This is a genomic window from Brevibacillus sp. M2.1A (assembly GCF_013284355.2).
Classification (GTDB): domain Bacteria; phylum Bacillota; class Bacilli; order Brevibacillales; family Brevibacillaceae; genus Brevibacillus.
Genome location: NZ_JABSUY020000001.1, coordinates 5043432 through 5061570 on the forward strand (window position 1 = coordinate 5043432; position 18139 = coordinate 5061570).

Genomic DNA, 18139 nt, shown 5'->3' on the forward strand with positions numbered 1-18139 from the left:
GCGTTTTCTAGAAATTACTACCGAGAATCAGGTAAAAACACACTGTGCCATTATAGCATAGTTCCCATTCATAATCATGTTCGCTTTGCATGAATTAAGGAGGTCTTTTTCAATGAATTGGCTTTATCTTACTATCGGGATCATTTTAGGTGTTGCTGGAATTGGCATGCTGCTCTTGGCGATGACCAGCTCTCCTATTTTGAAAAAAAACAGACTGGAACGCCGAAGACAGGCTGCCGAAAATCATCGCCCGGAAGAATATCATTAAATAGAGGAGAATTCGCATGCAGAAAGAGCGCTTCGCGATGCAGGTAGCCGTTCACCTTTTCCTGGTAAAAGATGCGCAAGTTTTGTTATTACGCCGCTACAATACCGGCTACGAAGACGGCAATTACAGCGTTCCCGCCGGACATCTCGATGGGAATGAAGAAGTGAAGACAGCCGCGATCCGCGAAGCCAAAGAAGAATGCGGAATTGACATCGATCCAGCGAGCTTGGAGATGGTAGGCGTCATGCATCGTCGCTCCGTTGATGAACGCATCGATTTTTTTGTCGCTGCTACTGAATGGCGCGGAGAAATTATCAATGCCGAGCCGAATAAATGCGATGAGCTCGTATGGGTGAACATGGATAAATTACCCTCGAACGTCATTCCTTATGTGAGGCAAGCTCTCTCGAACTTTAGACGAAAGCAGTGGTTTGACAGCTTTGGCTGGGAGCCTGCTTTCGAGCAGAAGAAGTCATAAAAAGCAACCAATCCGCCAAAAGCCTTGTGCTCGCTTTGGCAGTTGGTTGTTTTTTTTACGTTACCCTTCGCTTACCGAATCTCAGAAGAGGACCTTTTCCCCCTGATTAGCCAGACCTACTGCTTCCACCTGCTCAGGTTAAAATGGAAATCTAAGACACAATGACATTTGGTAATTAAATCCGCATAAAAAAGTCGCCTGCCATCCGAAAAGCTCGTGGATAGTAGACGCCGCACTCTAGGAATTCGTATCGATCATGACACAGGTGGTTGCTTATTCGTTCGAGGTTCTTTCATTCCACCCAGACGCTGCAACTGGCGAATCATGAGGAACGAAAACCCCGCGAAACAAACGATCGTCAACGTAATTTTGCTATATTGATAAACACCCGCAACCAATATTTCCAGTTGATCGGAAAACCAGTAGCCTGCCACAAAGTAATGCAAGGTCCAAACCATACTGCTCGGCAAAAAGAATAGAAGGAACTGCCGAAACGGCATTCGGCTGGCACCGGCGAGGATCGGCACGATATGACGAATAATCGGAAGAAAGATACCAAAAGCAAGTAGCCAGCCCATTGACCCGCGCAATGCCGACAGTAAATCAGCACGCAAGCCCAGCTTCCGGGTCATCCAGCCAAATGCCTTCGCTCCCAGCAAGTACCACACGCAAGAAACGATGAAAAAAACGGGGTATATGACCGCAAATGCTATAAAAAAGTCCGCTCCTGTATTGGCAATCTGCGCCCCCATGGACATGACCGTAATCTCATCAGGAATAAATTTTCCCAGCGTGCCTGTAACCATCTTCCCGAATAGCTCGTAATACCCTGTAAACTCCACCTGCGCCGCCTCCTTTCTCTCTGCACTCTATCCTAACGGGTAAACCTTTCAAAAGAAGACAGAAATCCTTAAGAAAAGGAAAAGTGTTTCTGAAGAATTTCTTACAAAATAGAATTCGAGATTCCCAAACAAAAAAACGTGTTCACCAACTACCGCATACACACGGCATGGCAAACACGTTCTTACTCTTATTCTCTTCCCTCTGCCTTACGCTTGCTGCGCAACGCTGACATGGCTTCAATGAACTCTTCCTTGTCAATGACATTCAGCTCATATAGCTCCCGAATTTCATCTTCTATCAACAGCAAATCCCCTTCAGGATCACCTGTATAAATAACCAATCCGAAACGGTGCAGAAACGCCTTCAAATCGAATTCATTCGGGTTTATTTTCAATGAGCTCCCTCCAGATCGATTTCCATCCTTGCGAGGACGGCATCGTAATCAAACTCGACAGCAAAGCCGGTAATGACGATGATCTTCGCGTGTGGATACGCTTCTTGCCACGCCTCCTCCTCTTCCGGTTTCAATCCGACGATATACAACGGAGCCGCGGACAACTGTGGATGTTCTTGACACAAGCGTAAAAACTCCTTGCATCTCTCCTGTTCGACAGCCGCATTCAGAACGAGGACCGCTCGCTCAACTTCTCCGGACTCTCTTTGTTTAGCCAGCAACTCAAACGTTTTGACCGAAGGCACAATGGCATTGATCTCAGGAAAACGATCGAGCACTTCATCCAGCCAATCATCTTCATGCCAGGCCAGGTAGTAAAGCATCGCAGTAGACATGTAACAAACACCTCATGGATATATACTTGACAAAATAGGTAGCCATTCTTATTTCTTTTCTATTATAGCACGTCTTGGTATAACTGCCCACGCTGCTAGCTTGACTTCACCTTTTCCTTCACGTAAGGTGGAAAAAGCAAACAATCCGCTTGAACAGATTTTTGTGCGAAAAGAGGTAGACGTAGTGAATAAGAAGCACCTTGCCCTCTTGTTCTTTATTGCTTTTTTCATCATGCTCGGTTTTGGCATCATTATCCCCATTCTTCCCTTTTTCGCGGAAAAGTTGGGTGCGACTTCGTTTCAAATCGGTGTCCTTTTTGCCAGCTACAATATTATGCAACTGGTGTTTGCACCGATTTGGGGAGCACTTTCTGACAGAGTCGGGCGAAAACCTCTCATATCATTCGGGCTGTTCGGCTTTTCCATCACCTTTATCCTGTTTGGACTCGCTGACAGTTATACAGAAATGCTTCTGTATCGCATTTTGGGTGGAATCGTCTCGGCTGCCGCATTGCCAACCGTAACCGCTATGGTAGCGGATCTCTTCCCTTCAGAAGAACGGGCAAAAGGAATGGGGATCATTGGCGCCGGAATTGGTCTTAGCTTTGTCTTTGGTCCGGTCATTGGTGGACTGCTCAGTGAATTCGGCTTTGCCGTTCCCTTCTACGCATCGGGTATCGTGGCGTTGCTTACGTTTTTCCTGATCCTTTTTGCCTTGCCAGAGAGCTTGCCAAAAGAAAAACGGGCAAATCTGCAAAAAGAACAACGGCAAAATCCGCTTGTCTCTTTGTTTGGTTCCATGTCCTTGCTGTACGGTATTTTGTTCACCGTCTCCTTTGCTTTTTCGGGTCTGGAAACGACTTTTGCCCTGTACATAAGTGATTTGTACGGTTTTACCTCCAAAGACCTCGGTTATATGTTTCTCGTCATGGGCTTGATCGCTGCCGCGGTACAAGGCGGACTCATCGGGAGAATGGTCAAGCAGCTAGGGGAAGCAAGTGTCCTCGTCATCGGGATGATTCTTTACGGCATTGGATTTTTTGCCATTCCGCTGTCGGGTAACTTTTGGGTGCTGGCGTTGATCCTCTCCTTATTCGGAGCAGGACAAGGAATGATCAGAGCGACAGCCACAGCAATGATCACCCAGCGAACGATGCAAGGCCAAGGCGTGACGAGTGGGGCAATCAGCTCGATGGACAGTCTTGGACGCATCTTGGGTCCATTAGCTGGTGGAGCGGTATACCAAGTCTCCCACAGCGGTCCGTTCTTCCTTGGAGGAGTCTTGATGGTATTGCTCCTCCTCTGGTTCGTCAGCGGCTATCGTCGCCTGCCAGAACCAAGCACACAAGCACAATCGTAAGCCAACCAAAAGGAAGCACCGTCAGCATCAACACTTTGCTGAAGGTGCTCTTTTTATTGCCGTCTACTGCTCCTGTAGCTCCATCCACGCCGAAAAGGTTACCTCTATCTCCTGCTGCACCTGATCGATCGCTTGTTGCCAAGCCACTAATTGCTCGTAATCGGCCCCTTCACTTTGGAGCAAGGCCGTCAGTTCGCCTTTTCTTCCTTCTAATGATGTTATTTTTTGTTCAAGCTCTGCCAGCTTGTATGGATTCGGACGTTTGACTGTCGCATTCGTCGCGGCGGTCTCTTGGACTTGCTTGACTGCTGGCTGCTTTCGCTCTATTTCCTCCGGCTTACCCGCACGAGCAGCGATCCGCTGTTTTTGCTTTTCCCTTGCTTCCTCATAGGAACCCACATCGTGAACCAGCCGCTTATTTTCTACCCAAAACACACCATCTACCATCTTTTGCAGGAAATAGCGATCATGCGAGATGATGAACAACGACCCGTGAAAATCTGCCAACGCTTCCTCCAATGTTTCTCGCGCTTCAATATCCAGATGGTTGGTTGGTTCGTCCAGAATGAGCAGGTTGATTTCCTGATGCATCATTTGGGCCAAGCGCAGTCGCATCCGCTCTCCGCCGCTCAACTGCCCGATCCGCTTGAAAACTTGTTCGCCGTAAAACATAAACCGTGCCAGCAAATGTCGCGCTTCCGGCTCCGTCACTCTGGCTACCTCACGGAAAACGTCAATCAACCGCTGGTTTTGGTCCCCTTCCAAAGCTTGCTGGGACAAGTAGCCTACTTTAACGCTGCTGCCAATTTTGAGCGTACCTGCGTCTGGCTCAACCTCTCCCAGCAGCATGCGAATCAGCGTAGATTTCCCGCAGCCATTTGGTCCAAGCAGCGCTTTTCGCTCCCCGTAACGCAATAAAAAGCTGGCGTCCGCAAACAATTGTTTTCCGCCAAATGTTTTCTGTACCCCCGTCGCTTTCAGCACATCCTGTCCGCTTCGGTCGGTTTTCATAAACTGCAAGCCCATGCGATCCGCTTCCATTTTCGGTCGCTCGATACGCTCAATCCGTGCCAGTGCTTTTTCCATGCTTTTTGCCCTTCGGTGAAAAGCCTCATTCGGCGGATTGGAACGATTCCCCCACTCCTTGAGCCGTTTGATCGTCTCTTTCATTTTTTTGATTTGCTTCTGCTGTTCCTGATAAGCGGCAAACTGGCGCAGCAATCGCTCTTCACGCTCCGTGGCGAATGCGCTGTAATTGCCGATATAGAATTCGGCTTCTCCTCCGTCCACATGATAGACAGACGTGACGACAGCATCCAAAAAATAACGGTCATGAGAGATGATCAGGATCGTGCCCTGATAATTTTTCAAAAACTCCTCTAGCCATTCCATCGACTCCACATCCAAGTGGTTCGTCGGCTCATCCAAGAGCAGAACATCGCTTTGTTGACACAGTAGCTTGGCAAGGCCAGCCTTCGTCTTTTCCCCACCGCTGAGTTGGGCAAAAGGTGTCGCTAACAGTTCTGAACTAACTCCCAAGCCTTGTGTCACCTGGGTCATTTTCGTCTCCCACTGATAGCCATCCAGTTGTTCAAATTCATCTTGCAGCTTTTGATAGCGCAGCATGAGGCGGTTTAGCTCTTGTTCATTTTCGTAAAGCAATCCCATCTGCTGCTCGAGCTCGCGCATCTGCTCCTGAAGCTTGATGACATCCGCAAAAGCGCTGGCTACAACATCCGCCCCCGTCCACTCAGCCGGATACTGCGGCGTTTGCGGCAGGTACGCCCATATCGTTCCTTTTGCCCGAAAAAGCTCACCAGAATCGGGGCTTTCGATACCTGCCAACAGCTTGAACAACGTGGTTTTGCCTGCTCCATTCGGTCCGACGATCCCGACGCGTTCTCCTGTTTTGATTTCCAATGTGATATCTTGTAATACCGGATCTGCTCCGTACGATTTTTGCAATTGCTGTGTCGCGACAATAATCATGATTGTTTCCTCCTAGAAATGTTGGTAACGGTTCAAAATAATGGATTTCCTGGTGGCCCCGGCACAATTTTGAGACCACACCGCACGTGCGAGTGGACGCAAAAAAGCCGCAGGCCATTACCTGCGGCATCGTGAAAGGGACCGACCTTACGTCAGTTACCCATTATAGTCAAGAACAAACCGCCCCTGATCGATGCATGGTACGCCTATGGAAACTCCGTTCAGTTGTATGCGCAAAAAAGGACAGACTGGTCCCGTTGAATGCAAAATCATGCGTCATACTGGAAGTTTCTACCACAAACCATGCTTGCAGAGTTCCGAACACGTACACACACCTCCATTTCTCAAGGGATAGGAAATCACAACCATATCTTACATCAGGAATCACCCAAAAACAAGAGGGCCTGCTACGTGCTTATCGCTAGCAGACCCTGTACTTCTTTACCCGATTTTCTTATCGACTTCCGTTGCCCTCTGTGGCAAACAGCGGCTTCTTCGTCTCTGCATCCAGAAAGGAAATCGTCGTGTAAGGTGGCAGCTTTACTTTTGCCGCCAAATACGGATAGGAAATCACTTGCGGGTACATTCTACCCGGATCAGGGAGCGTTTGTTTGACATACACAAAAACCTGCTCCAAGCTCTGCTCGACTTTGGTTACTTGCAGTCCGTAACCGGGATTCGGTGATGGGCCGCGAGCGATGACATACAGATCCCCTTGCTTGTGAATACCTTGCTGTTCTTTTACCGAGTCAATAAACGTACGTTCCTGTTCTGTCAGTTTATCCGCATCGACAAGCGTAAAAGCACTCTCTTCCCCAGCCATCACAATTTCCACCGCCTTTTTCTCGGCATTCCACGTGATTTGATGTCCGGCCTGCTCTGCCATCCATCTCAGCGGCAAATACACTTGCTTGTCACGCACGATTGCGCCCTGCCCATCTAGTAGCCACTTGCCATTCAACGCTACTTTTCCTGTAACGAGGTGGAACGTCAGCGTACCTTTCGCCAGCTTCATTTCCCCATTCGTTGCATCCTGTTTCCAAGAACCTTCCAAAATCCTGCTCGCATCCTCTGCGGAGACATACGTACGCTGCTGGACGAGAAGCGGTGCTTTTACCAAGGGAGCTTGCTCTCCGTTTACCAGTATCGGAGCTGTCGTTGTTTGTGGTGTGCTAGACACTGCCGCCTGCACAGGATAAGCCGCCAACACTTGCAGTGTGAGGGCAACAGCCAAAATCGATTTGCCTTTCATTGATGTTCCTCCATCCCTGATCATCATTTTCGTCATTCTTTACTTGTTAGACATAGGTTACCTCTGATTCGTTTCACTATGACTGAGATTGGCGAGAGATTAATGCAAAAGCCAATTTCCCATGACCAGAACAACCGGGATGGACAAGAGCGCCAGCAAGGTAGAACAAACCGTCGTCATGGCACCCATCTCCTCATCCGCCGCATAGCGCCCGAACAAGATCGAGGCTAATGTCAGGGTGGGCATTGCTACTTGCACGAGGGAAACACTGACAATATCGCTGTCGATTTGAAAAACGGACAAAAGAAATGCCGTCATCAGCGGAAAAACAACTAGTTTAAACGTAAGTGGCATGCTCAAAAGCTTCAGGGATACTTGCGGTTTGTTGCGCAAAAACATGGGCAAGAGCATACCAATATACATCATGGCTAGCGGAGAGGCGAGCTTGGACAGCGTTCCAAACAGCTGCTTCACAGGCTCAGGCGGCACAAACCCGATGATGGCAGAACCGAGTCCGAATACAATCGCGATCATCGGAATGTTAATGAGTGTTTTGAGCCCTTTCAAGGAAAAGCTTCCTTTTTCCTGGAGCATCATCACACCCACTGTCCATAGCACAACATCCACCCCTGCGTCGAAAATAGCCGCCAAGAGCGCCCCTTTTGGCCCAAACAATGCCGCACAAAGCGGCAAACCGATGAATCCAGTATTCCCCAAGCCGGACAAAAGCGCGATCTCCCGACGTTTTTTCACAGGAAGCGGTAGTGCACGCGCACCTAACCAGCCGATAAAAATGCCCAAGCAGTTCAGGATAATGGAAATGAAGAATATTGCAAAAATTTGGGTTAACATATGTTGATCAATGGTTGTCTGAAAGATCCCGTCTAAAATAATGCACGGCATGGCAACGTTTACAATAATCGTGATGACGAGTTGGCGGGAGTCCGCAGTCAAGGGTTGCCGGTAGCCGATTAAGCTACCGATCCCAATGATGACGGCCATGATGAGGATGGACTGCTGCAACGTTTGTAGTTCCATGCTGCCCTCCTGCCTACATTTCTACCGGAAGCCATTCGAGTTCGCTCGGCTCCCCTTTTTCACATGTTCGCAGCAAATCCCCGCATAAAGGAACAACCTGCTCAAGCGGAACACACCAGGAAAGGGGAAAGGCAACCTCACTACCCTCGATGACGAGCGTGGACATCACCGCCGATTGCTTGTCTGCCGCAAGTACAAAGTGCTGCTCCGCCGGCTCGTGTTCTTTCCATTGCACCAATACTTTGCCGTTATTCCCGCCTGCGACGACCAAATCCACATGGTCGCCATACGCTGCGTGAACCAACGTCCGCGTTACTCCATCCAACTGAGCGATTTCCTTCAGCACTTCATGCCAAGCTACATGCTTTTGCTCCATTCCACTTCCATCTGTATACATACGCCAGTCGTTTAACATGTTGATTGACTCCTTTTGTCGGTGCGCTCTCCTATGAAGAACAAGCACGTCATTGCTTGTAGGCCTTTCAATTCGTACTAATTGTACGCTTCTTGACGAGGAACCTCAACCACTACTTATGCGCCAAGTTTTCGTCTCAAGCACATAGCTACTGCATGAATGGAGAATCTTAAAAGGGATAAAAAGTGTAAACGTTCTGTAGTGGTGGGGAGGAAACAGGAGAAAACGCTCAGATTCTTGTCCCACCCGCTGGGGGATTCACTGCCCGCCTCCATGCAAAAAGCGAAACCGCGTCCAAAGTGGTCCTTTCAGGATGTATTTCAGAGGTGGACGCTTAAAGGCGTGTTTCGCTTTTTGCATTCCGTCTCGGTCGGTGTACCAAAGATCTTCGCTGTTTTCTCCTGTTTCCTCTGCGAGCTTTCCATGTGTTCCCGAATTTTTAAATCCTAAAAAGTAATGAAGAATCACATCTGTTACGTTAGAGAAGAATATTTCCAGACGTAGCGACTTGTGGAGTCCTACCGAGCGGAGAAGGGATTTGCGGGCAAAAGAAACGCAACGTGCCCGAGCGACGAAGCGGCTACCACTTTTGCGTTTCCCCGCAAATCCCTTCGGAGCGTACAGTCTCAGCCCCCAGCAGGACGGAGCCTGGAGCCTAGACTGGAAATATTCTTCTCTTCACCGCAGCTACATAGAAGCTTATCCTTTTCAATTCATAGTAATCAAATGGGATTTAACAATTTAATCATTGACAAAGGCATGAACGACCACTACTATGAATCCATGAAATCCGATTAACATAAAGGGGATTACAACATGAAAAAAGTCATTCTGTCTACTTTACTTTCTTGCCTGCTACTGGGAATGGTTGGCTGTAGCACTTCCGGTTCTCCTTCTCAGCCGAATAATACGACTCCGCCTGCTGATCAAGCAGCTTCGCAAAACTTGCTGGAAAAAGTGAAAACCGAGAAAAAACTCGTCGTTGGTACGGAAGGTACATACTCTCCGTTTACGTACCATGATCAGTCGGGCAAATTGACCGGATATGATGTGGAGGTTGTCACGGAAGTTGCCAAGCGACTCGGTGTAGAGGCTGTATTCCAGGAGACCCAGTGGGATGCCATGTTTGCTGGTCTCGACTCCAAGCGCTTTGACGTCATTGCCAATCAAGTAGGAATCCGTCCTGATCGTCAGGAAAAGTACGATTTCTCCAAGCCATATACGACTTCCCGTGCGGTTTTGGTGACTCACAAGGACAATAACACCGTAAAAGACTTCAAGGATATCAAAGGATTAAAAGCCGGACAATCCATGACCAGCAATTACGCTGACCTTGCACGTGCCAATGGGGCAGAAATCGTCGGGGTAGACAACTTCAATCAGGCGATTGACCTGATCGCACAAAAACGCGTGGACGTCGTGCTCAACGATAATTTGTCAGTGCTTGATTTCCTGAAACAAAAGCCGGATACACCAATCAAAGTCGTGGCGAAAAATGCAGAAGGCCAACCAACCGCTTTCATGTTCCGCAAAGGTAGCACGGAATTGATTGATGCGATTAACAAAGTGCTCGATGAGATGCAACAGGACGGCACCCTTTCCAAAATTTCCGTCAAATGGTTCGGCGAGGATATCACGAAGTAATTCTTAAACCTGAAGAAAACCATTATCGAGGAGAACTAAAGAGGGATCGCCCGCGTTTATACGGTAAGTTTTCATGCGCCTACGAATTTAAATAAATTCTTAGGCGTTGACAAAATTGTCTGTCCCTTTTAGTATGTTCCTATTCAAATTCACATCGGTTTAGTGGGGGTTAATTTATGAAAAAACTATTATTTTCCCTTCTCGCTTCCACTCTGTTAGTCGCATTGGCAGGTTGCGGGTCGTCTTCAACGGGACAGCCACCGCAAAATAGTGCCGCTCCTGCCCCAACAGAAGAGAAAAAAGAACAAAACTTGTTGGAAAAAGTAAAAGCCGACGGTAAAATTCTGATCGGAACCGAGGGCACATACGCGCCGTTTACGTTCCATGATCAGTCTGGCAAGCTGACGGGCTACGATGTGGAGGTCGTGACAGAGGTAGCGAAGCGCATCGGTGTTGAGCCTGTGTTTCAAGAAACACAATGGGATGCGATGTTCGCTGGACTTGACTCCAAGCGCTTTGATGTCGTAGCGAATCAGGTAGGCATTCGCCCTGATCGTCAGGAAAAATACGATTTCTCCAATCCATATACTGTATCCACAGCGGTCCTTGTCACCCATAAAGACAACACGACCGTAAAAGGCTTTGAGGATATTAAAGGTTTGAAAGCAGCGCAAACATTGACGAGCAACCTCACCGATATCGCGAAGAAAAACGGAGCGGAAATCGTCGGTGTGGAAGGCTTTAACCAAGCGATTGACCTGCTTGTTTCCAAGCGTGTAGACATTACGATCAACGATGGGATTTCCCTGTTGGACTTCATGAAGCAAAAGCCTGATGTTCCTATCAAAATTATCGCAAAAGATCCGAACGTAGCGAAAAACGGTTTCCTCTTCCGCAAGGACAGCGCAGAGCTGGTTGATGCATTCAACAAAGCACTGGATGACATGACGAAAGATGGTACCCTCGCAAAAATATCAGAGAAATGGTTTGGTGCAGATGTCTCTAAGTAGCTTCTTTGAAAACCCAGAACGCCTGAACCGATGGATCGATATCGCGCAAAGCTCCTTTCTTCCCCTGTTGAAAGGAGCCTTGCTCTATTCTTTAACAATCGCCATCGCTGCCTTTTTCATTGGTCTAATCTTAGCGGTTCTCACTGCGCTGGCACGTCTATCCGGCATAAAGCCGCTGATTGCCATCGCCCGCTTTTATGTATCGATCATTCGCGGTACTCCTTTATTGGTCCAGTTGTTCATCATTTTTTACGGATTGCCGAGCATCGGCTTGATGATCGATCCGATACCATCGGCAATCATCGGCTTCTCTCTCAGCGTAGGTGCCTACTCCTCCGAGGTAGTACGTGCCGCGATCTTGTCCATACACAAAGGACAATGGGAAGCAGCCTACTCCCTGGGGATGACCTACTGGCAAGCACTGCGCAGAGTCGTGCTCCCTCAGGCAGCTCGCGTCTCCATTCCTCCTTTGTCCAATTCGTTTATTAGTTTGGTCAAGGATACTTCGCTGGCTTCGGTCGTTCTGGTTCCGGAGATGTTTCGCAAAGCCCAGGAAGTCGTTGCTGCGACATATGAGCCGCTGCTCGTCTATGTGGAAGCGGCCCTTATCTACTGGGTGATTTGTTTCGTACTCTCCATTATCCAGGATCGCATCGAAAACAAGCTGGACCGTTATGTCTAAAAAGCAGGTGAAAACGAATGATTACGATCACGGATGTGCATAAACAATTCAACACCTTACATGTGCTCAAAGGAATTTCCCTCTCGGTGGAAAAAGGAAAGGTAGTCGTTATCATCGGTCCTTCTGGCTCCGGGAAGACAACCTTGCTTCGCTGCCTGAATGCACTTGAGGTTCCGACCAGCGGCAGCGTCCAAATTGGCGACGTCAAGCTGGACTTTTCCAAAAAAGTAGAGAGAACAAGTATTCCGAAGCTGCGTAAGCAGACAGGGATGGTGTTCCAAAACTACAATCTGTTCCCTCACATGACAGCCGTTGAAAATGTCATGGAGGGGCCTGTCACTGTCAAAAAGGAAGACAAAGAAAAAGCACGCACGAAAGCCGTTGCTCTCCTGAAAAAGGTCGGTCTCGGCGACAAGCTGGACCATTTTCCGGCACAGTTGTCTGGCGGACAGCAGCAGCGCGTAGGGATTGCGCGGGCATTGGCGATGGACCCGCAAGTCATGCTATTTGACGAGCCTACCTCCGCTCTCGACCCGGAGCTCGTTGGCGAAGTGTTGAAGGTGATGAAGGAGCTTGCCCAGGAAGGAATGACAATGATCGTTGTCACGCACGAGATGGGGTTCGCCCGGGAAGTGGCCGACGAAGTTATTTTCATGGACCAAGGCGTCATCGTGGAGCGAGATACACCTTCCCATTTGTTTGCAAAGCCGCGTGAGGAACGCACACGTCAGTTCTTGCAGCATTTGAAGTAGTGACCAGAAAAAAGACTCTGTCTCTCGTATTAAGAGCACAGAGTCTTTTCTTTGTACGATTGCCTTAATCATCAATGAAACAAATCACTAGAAAAATAATAATGAGAATCCAAATGAACCCGCCACCAAAAAAGAAGCCACCGCGATTGCAACCCATAATCTTCCTCTCCTCTCATTGAGATCAGATGGAAGCACCGATCAGCTGACAAGGATCAGTACTCCATTCAGCTTATGAAAACCGCATCTCTCCTGTATGGATGCCTGTCTATCCCAGCGATCAAAAAGAAAAAAAACGGGTGCCTGCCCCTCGGCCTTTATACAAAACCTAAAATTAACAAATGCTTCATGTTCTCTCTACTCTTCCTTAACATCAGACATCTATCATGAATGTGTCAGACCCTACGATGGACATTACGTCCTCCATTTCCGCCCGAATAGCCCCCTTCTACATCGGGCGGGCTTTTTTTCTTTGCCGCAAACCTATAAAATATGGATAAATAGACCATTTTTTTTAGCGGAGAGAGGGATTTACTTCATGGAAGAGTATAAACGGGCGTTAGCGCAATATATTGACGCTACCAATACACATGACTTTGCCAATGTAGAAAAAGTGCTTCATCCGAATGCCATTTACTGGTTTTCTGACAAGACGTGTACATCCATGAGTGAGATCCGCGCTTACTTTGAAAATGCATGGCATCTGATCAAGGATGAAGTCTATGCAGCTACGGATGTCCAGTGGATTGCTGTCGATCAAAGATCCGCTAGCTGTGTATATACGTATCAATATCAAGGCTATTACAACGGGGAATTCGTCAAGGGAAGTGGTAGAGCCACGAATATTTTTACGAAAACAGAGACAGATGAATGGAAGCTCATTCATGAGCATTTGAGCGGCAAAGTTGAGTAAGAAAAAAATAAAAGCCTCGCTAGGAAGCAAGGCTTTCTTGGTAAGTCGAGACCCCTTTTGGTAGGGGTCTCATTTCTTTTTTTATCCATTAAAAAGGAATTCGTTCTGAATGAATCACATACTGATGCTGTGCAGCCCACTCTTGGAGACCATCCCAGAATGCTTCGCAAGCGGTAACGATTTTTGCTGGATCAGTCAAATCCCCCGCCATTACCAAGCTGGCTACCTGATCGAATCCAGCCGGACGATGCGGCAATTCCAGCGCTTCTGGCAAAACCTTGGCCCCTGTTGAGTATAGCTGTCGGTTATGCAGCCCGATCAACATCGCACCGTATTGGGCAAACTCCATAGCCAAATAGGGCAGATAGGTGTGGGGGCCGTTTAGATTTACGTTTCGCAGCTTGCCAATAAACTCATACATTTCCCCTACGAGAATACCGTTGATATTCTCTGTGAACGCTTCCTGCGACGGTGATTCTGCTGCTTTTTTGAGCGTTTCAAAAAAGCCCTTCGGATCGTACAGACTGAGCGGAGAAAAGAATGGGCCATGTGTCAGCGGCCAATCATCCTCGACAGTAGCAGCAGTGTTCAGCAAAACATCTGCACTGCACACATTCACTTCCGCCTTCCAAGGTCCCGCTGACCATTCGTAGCTAAATTCTATTTCTTCCCCTGTTTCTTCTAGTACACAAAACATCTCGATATCCGAATAAGGGCCGTCTGTCCCGCGAGAGATGGAACCATACACCCCAATGGCCAGAACCTTTTTTTTGTACACTTCATGCAATCTCGCAGCAATTTCTTGGCAGGTTTGAAATCGTTCACTTCGAGAAATTTTTACAGGTCCATTCATGTTCATTTACGTACATCTCCCTTGAAATAATGTGAGGTGAGCTGACACAAATACATGAATGGAGGACCTCGGGATTAACGGGGGACTTTTTTTGGATGCATGTGAACTTCCTCCCATCGACCAGATCGTACTGTTCGTCATGATATGCATTTATTTTACCAAGGAAAGGAAAATCTTACGAGTGATTATTATTGATGGCGGAAGCCTGGGCGTTGTCGATGGCCGATTGAATATACGCTTGTAGCGTATCGATGAAGGTACGAGCCGCGAACCCCATATATTTGTCCTTGCGATAAACCAGACAGATGTCTTGGCTGGGTGTCGGATGCAAGAGATTGATGATCGCAATCTCGTCGTCGTTTACGTTTTGCAGCAGTAAGCTAGGCAGGATACAGCCCCCGATTCCCTTTTTTACAAGAGTCAAGAGAGACTGTAGTGTGGTTGTTTCGATATGAGGCTGCAATCGAAAGCCTTCCTGCATGCAATTGCGATTGATGAGCTGTCTCACTTGATGATCCGGCGGAAACATCACCAGCTTTACCTCTTGAAGCTGCCCAAACTTGATTGCCTTTTCCTTGGCAAGAGGATGTGCGGTATGAACCGCCATTGCGAACTCTTCATGAAATAGCGGAATGACAGTGATTCTCTCATCCGGCTCAGGTAACACAGTCACGCCCAAATCAATCTCGCCGGATGTGATTTGCTCCACGATTCTTGTAGACTCTATGACGGATAAAGATGTTTTCGGATACAAGCGGTGGAATTCTACAAGAAGAGCATCAAACAATAAATCGGCATCGCCAGGCAAGACACCGATCGTAAGCGTGCCCCCTTCGTTGTTTTTCATGGCAGCAATCGCTTCGCGTGCGTAATCGATATGGGAAAAAACATGCCGACTCTGTTCCAGCAATACCTTTCCTGCTTCTGTCAGTGTGATTCGCTTGCCTAAACGGTCAAACAGCGGGACACCCAGCTCACTCTCTAAAAACTTGATTTGCTGGCTGAGATTGGACTGCGAGGTACACAGCTTTTCTGAGGCCCGGGAAAAATGCATTTCCTCACATATTGCCATAAAATACTCCAATTGCCTGAGCTCCATTGCTTCACCTCTTGCGTCCATTATCATTTTTACTAATCATTCTAATCGGAAAAGCATGATTGTTCCGTTTTCCCCTACGACGTACACTTTAGTTGACGGTAAGAGCGCTGTCAATCATAGGAAAATGATAGGGAGGTTTGTCTCATGTCTCAAAGCATGATCGCTACAGCCACATCCGTTCGTCAAATTGGCCTGCAACAGATTCCATTGATTCCTGAGGAGCTATTGGATGTTCAATCCCCCGCTTTTTCAAATACACTTCGCTGGAATATCGGGCATATCGTCTTTTGTTTTCAACATTTCCTGTCCATCGGCTTGCCTTACCAATCTGACCTGCCCGCTTCTTACGCGACTCTTTTTCAGACCGGAACGAAGCCTGCTGACTGGACGACTGCACCACCCTCGAAAGATGAGCTGATTCACTACCTATCCGTACAGCTAGATCTGCTGGCCTCTGTCACCCCTGTCGAGCTAGAAGCAGCTTTGCCTGCCCCCATTACCATGGGTCCCTTCCAGTTTACGACGGTAGGAGAGGTCTTTAACTTTGCCGTCATGCACGAGTCCATCCATCTAGGGATCATCTCCAGCATGGTAAAAGTCGTAGCGCAGGAAGCATCCAAATAATCATGAAAAAACGAGACCTTTCCATGGTCTCGTTTTCCCATTACCTCGCGATAAAGTACTCGACGCTTTTGACGTTAGCTAGATTTATTTTCCCCGTTGTCCCTTGTAACTCTCTATCCCCATCTATATCCCAACTGGAGTCTCGCTTTCTATCCCATGCAAAGATGCGTTCCCAGCTTTCCTCTTTTGAAATCGTCCCTTTCCCCTGATGGTATTCTTCATACTCTTGTTCACTGTTTGCCAGGTAATCATGATTTAATACCATGTGCCATTCATCGTAGTCAGACAGTAAAACCTCTTGTTCATCCAATTCAACTTTGATTCTGACGAACTTTACGCCACTTTCAAAATAGCCTGTATTCCTCAAATCAGGTTTGTTCACCCACAACCATACCGGATAATCGCCCTCATAGTTTGACAATCGCTTCTTCATCTGGTGGATCATCCATTCGTATTCTTCTGGGAACATCGCATAATTTCGTTCGCTCCGTATATATCCCCGATCTTGAGCCAGATCCCATGCTTCTTGGTTTTGTAACGTCCAAAAAACTCTCATACCATACACCCTGCTCCCATATTTCAACTCGAGCTCATTAAACCATGTTCAAGCACTAGTGTAACCGAAGTCGTGCAGCCTACACAAAAAAAACGAGACCTTCTAATGATCTCGTTTTTTCCATTTATTCGAACCGAGTGAACTTTTCTTCGGCAGGTGTGCGTGTGCGTGCTGCTGGTACATTTTCCTGATCGAAAAAACCGAGGTGCAGGAAGCCAACGATTTTCTCTCCTGGCGCAACACCCAAGATAGCGTGTGCCTTCGGGTCCCAGTTGTGGGCGTTTGTTTTCCAGACGACGCCTAATCCACGCTCCCATGCGAGCAACTGGAAGTTTTGAATGAGAGCAGCCGTCGCACTGAAATCTTCTTCCCATTGTTTTTGGCGCGGATCTTCTTTCATGATCACGACCAAATAGGCTGCCGGCTGGTTGTACATGTCTCTGCGCGCCTGATGGGCTTCTGGAGGATAGCAGGTGATCAGCTTCTCCACAAACGCTTCTTTTTTCTCTGAAGATACAAACAAAAATCTCCACGGCTCACGAATACCATGGTTCGGCGCGTATACGGCGTCATTCAACAGCTCCAGAACAAGTTCTTCGGACACAGTATCTGGTTTATAGTCTTTTTTAATAGAGCGGCGCTCTCGAATGATTTTGGCAATGGACACAACGGTCACCCTCTTCTTTTAGACTTTGCACTTTGATAATGGTTATCAGTCTTATTCAGAACATATGTTATCGTGTACACTCGTCAAAATCAAGTAAGAAGTAAACGAAACTGCACACCACGCTTTCAAGGATATGGTAAACTTTTGGACGAGGAGGGATGTAGCTTGGACAGACAGCGCCCAGCTCTCATAAAGCCCGGATTTTTCAGTATCGATGCGCCAGCAGACAGGCGACGCAACGAATTTGACTTTCATAATGAAGCGTTACTTTTCCACCAGCAGCCCGTCGATTTTGTTTTTTTCGGCGATTCCATCACACATTGGTGGGATCTCTCTACCTTTTTTGGCCGGCCAGATCAGACGATCGTCAATCGTGGAATCGGCGGTGACACAACCGAACAAGCACGCAGACGTTTTGCCGCGGATGTCCTTCAATTAAAGCCACGTTATGTGGTGATCATGATCGGGATTAACAATACGTGGGCACTGGATACATTCTTGCCTTCCGACCGACTGACACCCCAAGAGATTTGCCAGCAGGTGACCAGTGATGTAGAAGCAATGGTGCATGCGGCTCTCGAGCAAGGCATTCAGCCCATTCTTTGTTCCCTTTTGCCTACATGCATGGACCGATACGCACGCAACCGTGAACGAAATGAGCTCGTCATCACTATCAATGAACGTTTTCAAGTGATTGCTAACCAAACAAACTGTCTCTATGTCGATTATCACTCCCGCATGACGGACGCAGATGGCATCACACTGCGCAAGGAATTGGCTGACGACGGGCTTCATCCGCATGTCCTCGGCTACCAGCTCATGGCGACCGTTCTGCGCGATACATTTTCTGCACATGACATCCCACTTGGCACACCATCATAAATGAAAAAAAGGATGCGGCTACTGATGC

Annotated in this window: 21 protein-coding genes; 10 read left to right on the forward strand and 11 right to left on the reverse strand. The window is 47.8% G+C overall.

The window, feature by feature from the left end:
- Positions 1 to 112 precede the first annotated feature (112 nt).
- Both HP567_RS24065 and HP567_RS24070 read left to right on the forward strand, forming a co-directional pair.
- A complete protein-coding gene (locus HP567_RS24065) occupies positions 113 to 268 on the forward strand; it encodes a hypothetical protein (RefSeq protein WP_229088116.1) in 156 nt (51 codons plus the stop codon).
- A gap of 16 nt (positions 269 to 284) precedes the next feature.
- On the forward strand, positions 285 to 746 hold the full coding sequence (locus HP567_RS24070) for an NUDIX hydrolase (RefSeq protein ID WP_173610891.1): 462 nt from the start codon (positions 285 to 287) through the stop codon (positions 744 to 746).
- Between the two features lie 254 nt (positions 747 to 1000).
- On the opposite strand, the gene HP567_RS24075 is transcribed toward HP567_RS24070, so the two are convergent.
- The 3 genes from HP567_RS24075 to HP567_RS24085 form a co-directional block, all read right to left on the reverse strand.
- Complete coding sequence (locus HP567_RS24075; protein WP_173610890.1) at positions 1001 to 1588, reverse strand: DedA family protein; 588 nt, start codon at positions 1586 to 1588, stop codon at positions 1001 to 1003.
- A gap of 188 nt (positions 1589 to 1776) precedes the next feature.
- Positions 1777 to 1983 carry a YqgQ family protein gene (locus HP567_RS24080; RefSeq protein ID WP_015892550.1) on the reverse strand — a complete coding sequence of 69 codons (207 nt, stop codon included), beginning with the start codon at positions 1981 to 1983 and terminating at the stop codon, positions 1777 to 1779.
- On the reverse strand, positions 1980 to 2378 hold the full coding sequence (locus HP567_RS24085) for a hypothetical protein (RefSeq protein WP_173610889.1): 399 nt from the start codon (positions 2376 to 2378) through the stop codon (positions 1980 to 1982). Before HP567_RS24085 ends, HP567_RS24080 begins: the two co-directional genes overlap by 4 nt.
- 22 nt (positions 2379 to 2400) lie before the next feature.
- Between HP567_RS24085 and HP567_RS24090 the strand changes: the two genes are divergently transcribed.
- Positions 2401 to 3738 (forward strand): MFS transporter, encoded by a 1338-nt coding sequence (locus HP567_RS24090; protein ID WP_312027536.1) that lies wholly within the window; start codon positions 2401 to 2403, stop codon positions 3736 to 3738.
- A 63-nt stretch (positions 3739 to 3801) separates the two neighbouring features.
- Here HP567_RS24090 and abc-f read toward each other — a convergent pair whose 3' ends face one another.
- From abc-f to HP567_RS24110, 4 genes are all read right to left on the reverse strand, one after another.
- A complete protein-coding gene (gene abc-f / locus HP567_RS24095; protein WP_173610888.1) occupies positions 3802 to 5727 on the reverse strand; it encodes a ribosomal protection-like ABC-F family protein in 1926 nt (641 codons plus the stop codon).
- Between the two features lie 454 nt (positions 5728 to 6181).
- Entirely contained in the window at positions 6182 to 6979 is a 798-nt protein-coding gene (locus HP567_RS24100) for a stalk domain-containing protein (RefSeq protein WP_173610887.1), read from the reverse strand.
- Between the two features lie 99 nt (positions 6980 to 7078).
- Positions 7079 to 8017 carry an AEC family transporter gene (locus HP567_RS24105; protein ID WP_173610886.1) on the reverse strand — a complete coding sequence of 313 codons (939 nt, stop codon included), beginning with the start codon at positions 8015 to 8017 and terminating at the stop codon, positions 7079 to 7081.
- 13 nt (positions 8018 to 8030) lie between these two features.
- Positions 8031 to 8432 carry a hypothetical protein gene (locus tag HP567_RS24110; protein ID WP_047071713.1) on the reverse strand — a complete coding sequence of 134 codons (402 nt, stop codon included), beginning with the start codon at positions 8430 to 8432 and terminating at the stop codon, positions 8031 to 8033.
- An 816-nt stretch (positions 8433 to 9248) separates the two neighbouring features.
- On the opposite strand from HP567_RS24110, the gene HP567_RS24115 reads away from it, so the two are divergent.
- The 5 genes from HP567_RS24115 to HP567_RS24135 all read left to right on the forward strand — a co-directional run bounded on the left by HP567_RS24115 (position 9249) and on the right by HP567_RS24135 (position 13430).
- Complete coding sequence (locus HP567_RS24115; RefSeq protein WP_173610885.1) at positions 9249 to 10076, forward strand: amino acid ABC transporter substrate-binding protein; 828 nt, start codon at positions 9249 to 9251, stop codon at positions 10074 to 10076.
- A 176-nt stretch (positions 10077 to 10252) separates the two neighbouring features.
- Positions 10253 to 11086 (forward strand): amino acid ABC transporter substrate-binding protein, encoded by an 834-nt coding sequence (locus tag HP567_RS24120; protein ID WP_173610884.1) that lies wholly within the window; start codon positions 10253 to 10255, stop codon positions 11084 to 11086.
- Entirely contained in the window at positions 11073 to 11768 is a 696-nt protein-coding gene (locus HP567_RS24125) for an amino acid ABC transporter permease (RefSeq protein WP_056489631.1), read from the forward strand. The genes HP567_RS24120 and HP567_RS24125 overlap by 14 nt, the downstream gene beginning before the upstream one ends.
- Before the next feature lie 17 nt (positions 11769 to 11785).
- Positions 11786 to 12520 carry an amino acid ABC transporter ATP-binding protein gene (locus tag HP567_RS24130; RefSeq protein ID WP_173610883.1) on the forward strand — a complete coding sequence of 245 codons (735 nt, stop codon included), beginning with the start codon at positions 11786 to 11788 and terminating at the stop codon, positions 12518 to 12520.
- 535 nt (positions 12521 to 13055) lie between these two features.
- Positions 13056 to 13430 carry a YybH family protein gene (locus HP567_RS24135; protein ID WP_056489635.1) on the forward strand — a complete coding sequence of 125 codons (375 nt, stop codon included), beginning with the start codon at positions 13056 to 13058 and terminating at the stop codon, positions 13428 to 13430.
- 88 nt (positions 13431 to 13518) lie between these two features.
- On the opposite strand, the gene HP567_RS24140 is transcribed toward HP567_RS24135, so the two are convergent.
- Positions 13519 to 14289 carry an ANT(4')-I family aminoglycoside nucleotidyltransferase gene (locus tag HP567_RS24140; protein WP_173610882.1) on the reverse strand — a complete coding sequence of 257 codons (771 nt, stop codon included), beginning with the start codon at positions 14287 to 14289 and terminating at the stop codon, positions 13519 to 13521.
- A gap of 169 nt (positions 14290 to 14458) precedes the next feature.
- On the reverse strand, positions 14459 to 15382 hold the full coding sequence (locus tag HP567_RS24145) for a LysR family transcriptional regulator (RefSeq protein ID WP_173610881.1): 924 nt from the start codon (positions 15380 to 15382) through the stop codon (positions 14459 to 14461).
- A gap of 144 nt (positions 15383 to 15526) precedes the next feature.
- On the opposite strand from HP567_RS24145, the gene HP567_RS24150 reads away from it, so the two are divergent.
- Positions 15527 to 16006, forward strand: coding sequence for a DinB family protein (locus tag HP567_RS24150; protein WP_173610880.1), 480 nt, complete (start codon positions 15527 to 15529; stop codon positions 16004 to 16006).
- 40 nt (positions 16007 to 16046) lie between these two features.
- On the opposite strand, the gene HP567_RS24155 is transcribed toward HP567_RS24150, so the two are convergent.
- Both HP567_RS24155 and HP567_RS24160 read right to left on the reverse strand, forming a co-directional pair.
- Positions 16047 to 16562: a DUF3841 domain-containing protein gene (locus tag HP567_RS24155; protein ID WP_173610879.1), complete on the reverse strand. Its 516-nt coding sequence runs from the start codon at positions 16560 to 16562 to the stop codon at positions 16047 to 16049.
- A 124-nt stretch (positions 16563 to 16686) separates the two neighbouring features.
- On the reverse strand, positions 16687 to 17238 hold the full coding sequence (locus tag HP567_RS24160; protein ID WP_173610878.1) for a nitroreductase family protein: 552 nt from the start codon (positions 17236 to 17238) through the stop codon (positions 16687 to 16689).
- Between the two features lie 156 nt (positions 17239 to 17394).
- On the opposite strand from HP567_RS24160, the gene HP567_RS24165 reads away from it, so the two are divergent.
- Positions 17395 to 18111, forward strand: coding sequence for a GDSL-type esterase/lipase family protein (locus HP567_RS24165; protein WP_173610877.1), 717 nt, complete (start codon positions 17395 to 17397; stop codon positions 18109 to 18111).
- Positions 18112 to 18139: the final 28 nt, after the last annotated feature.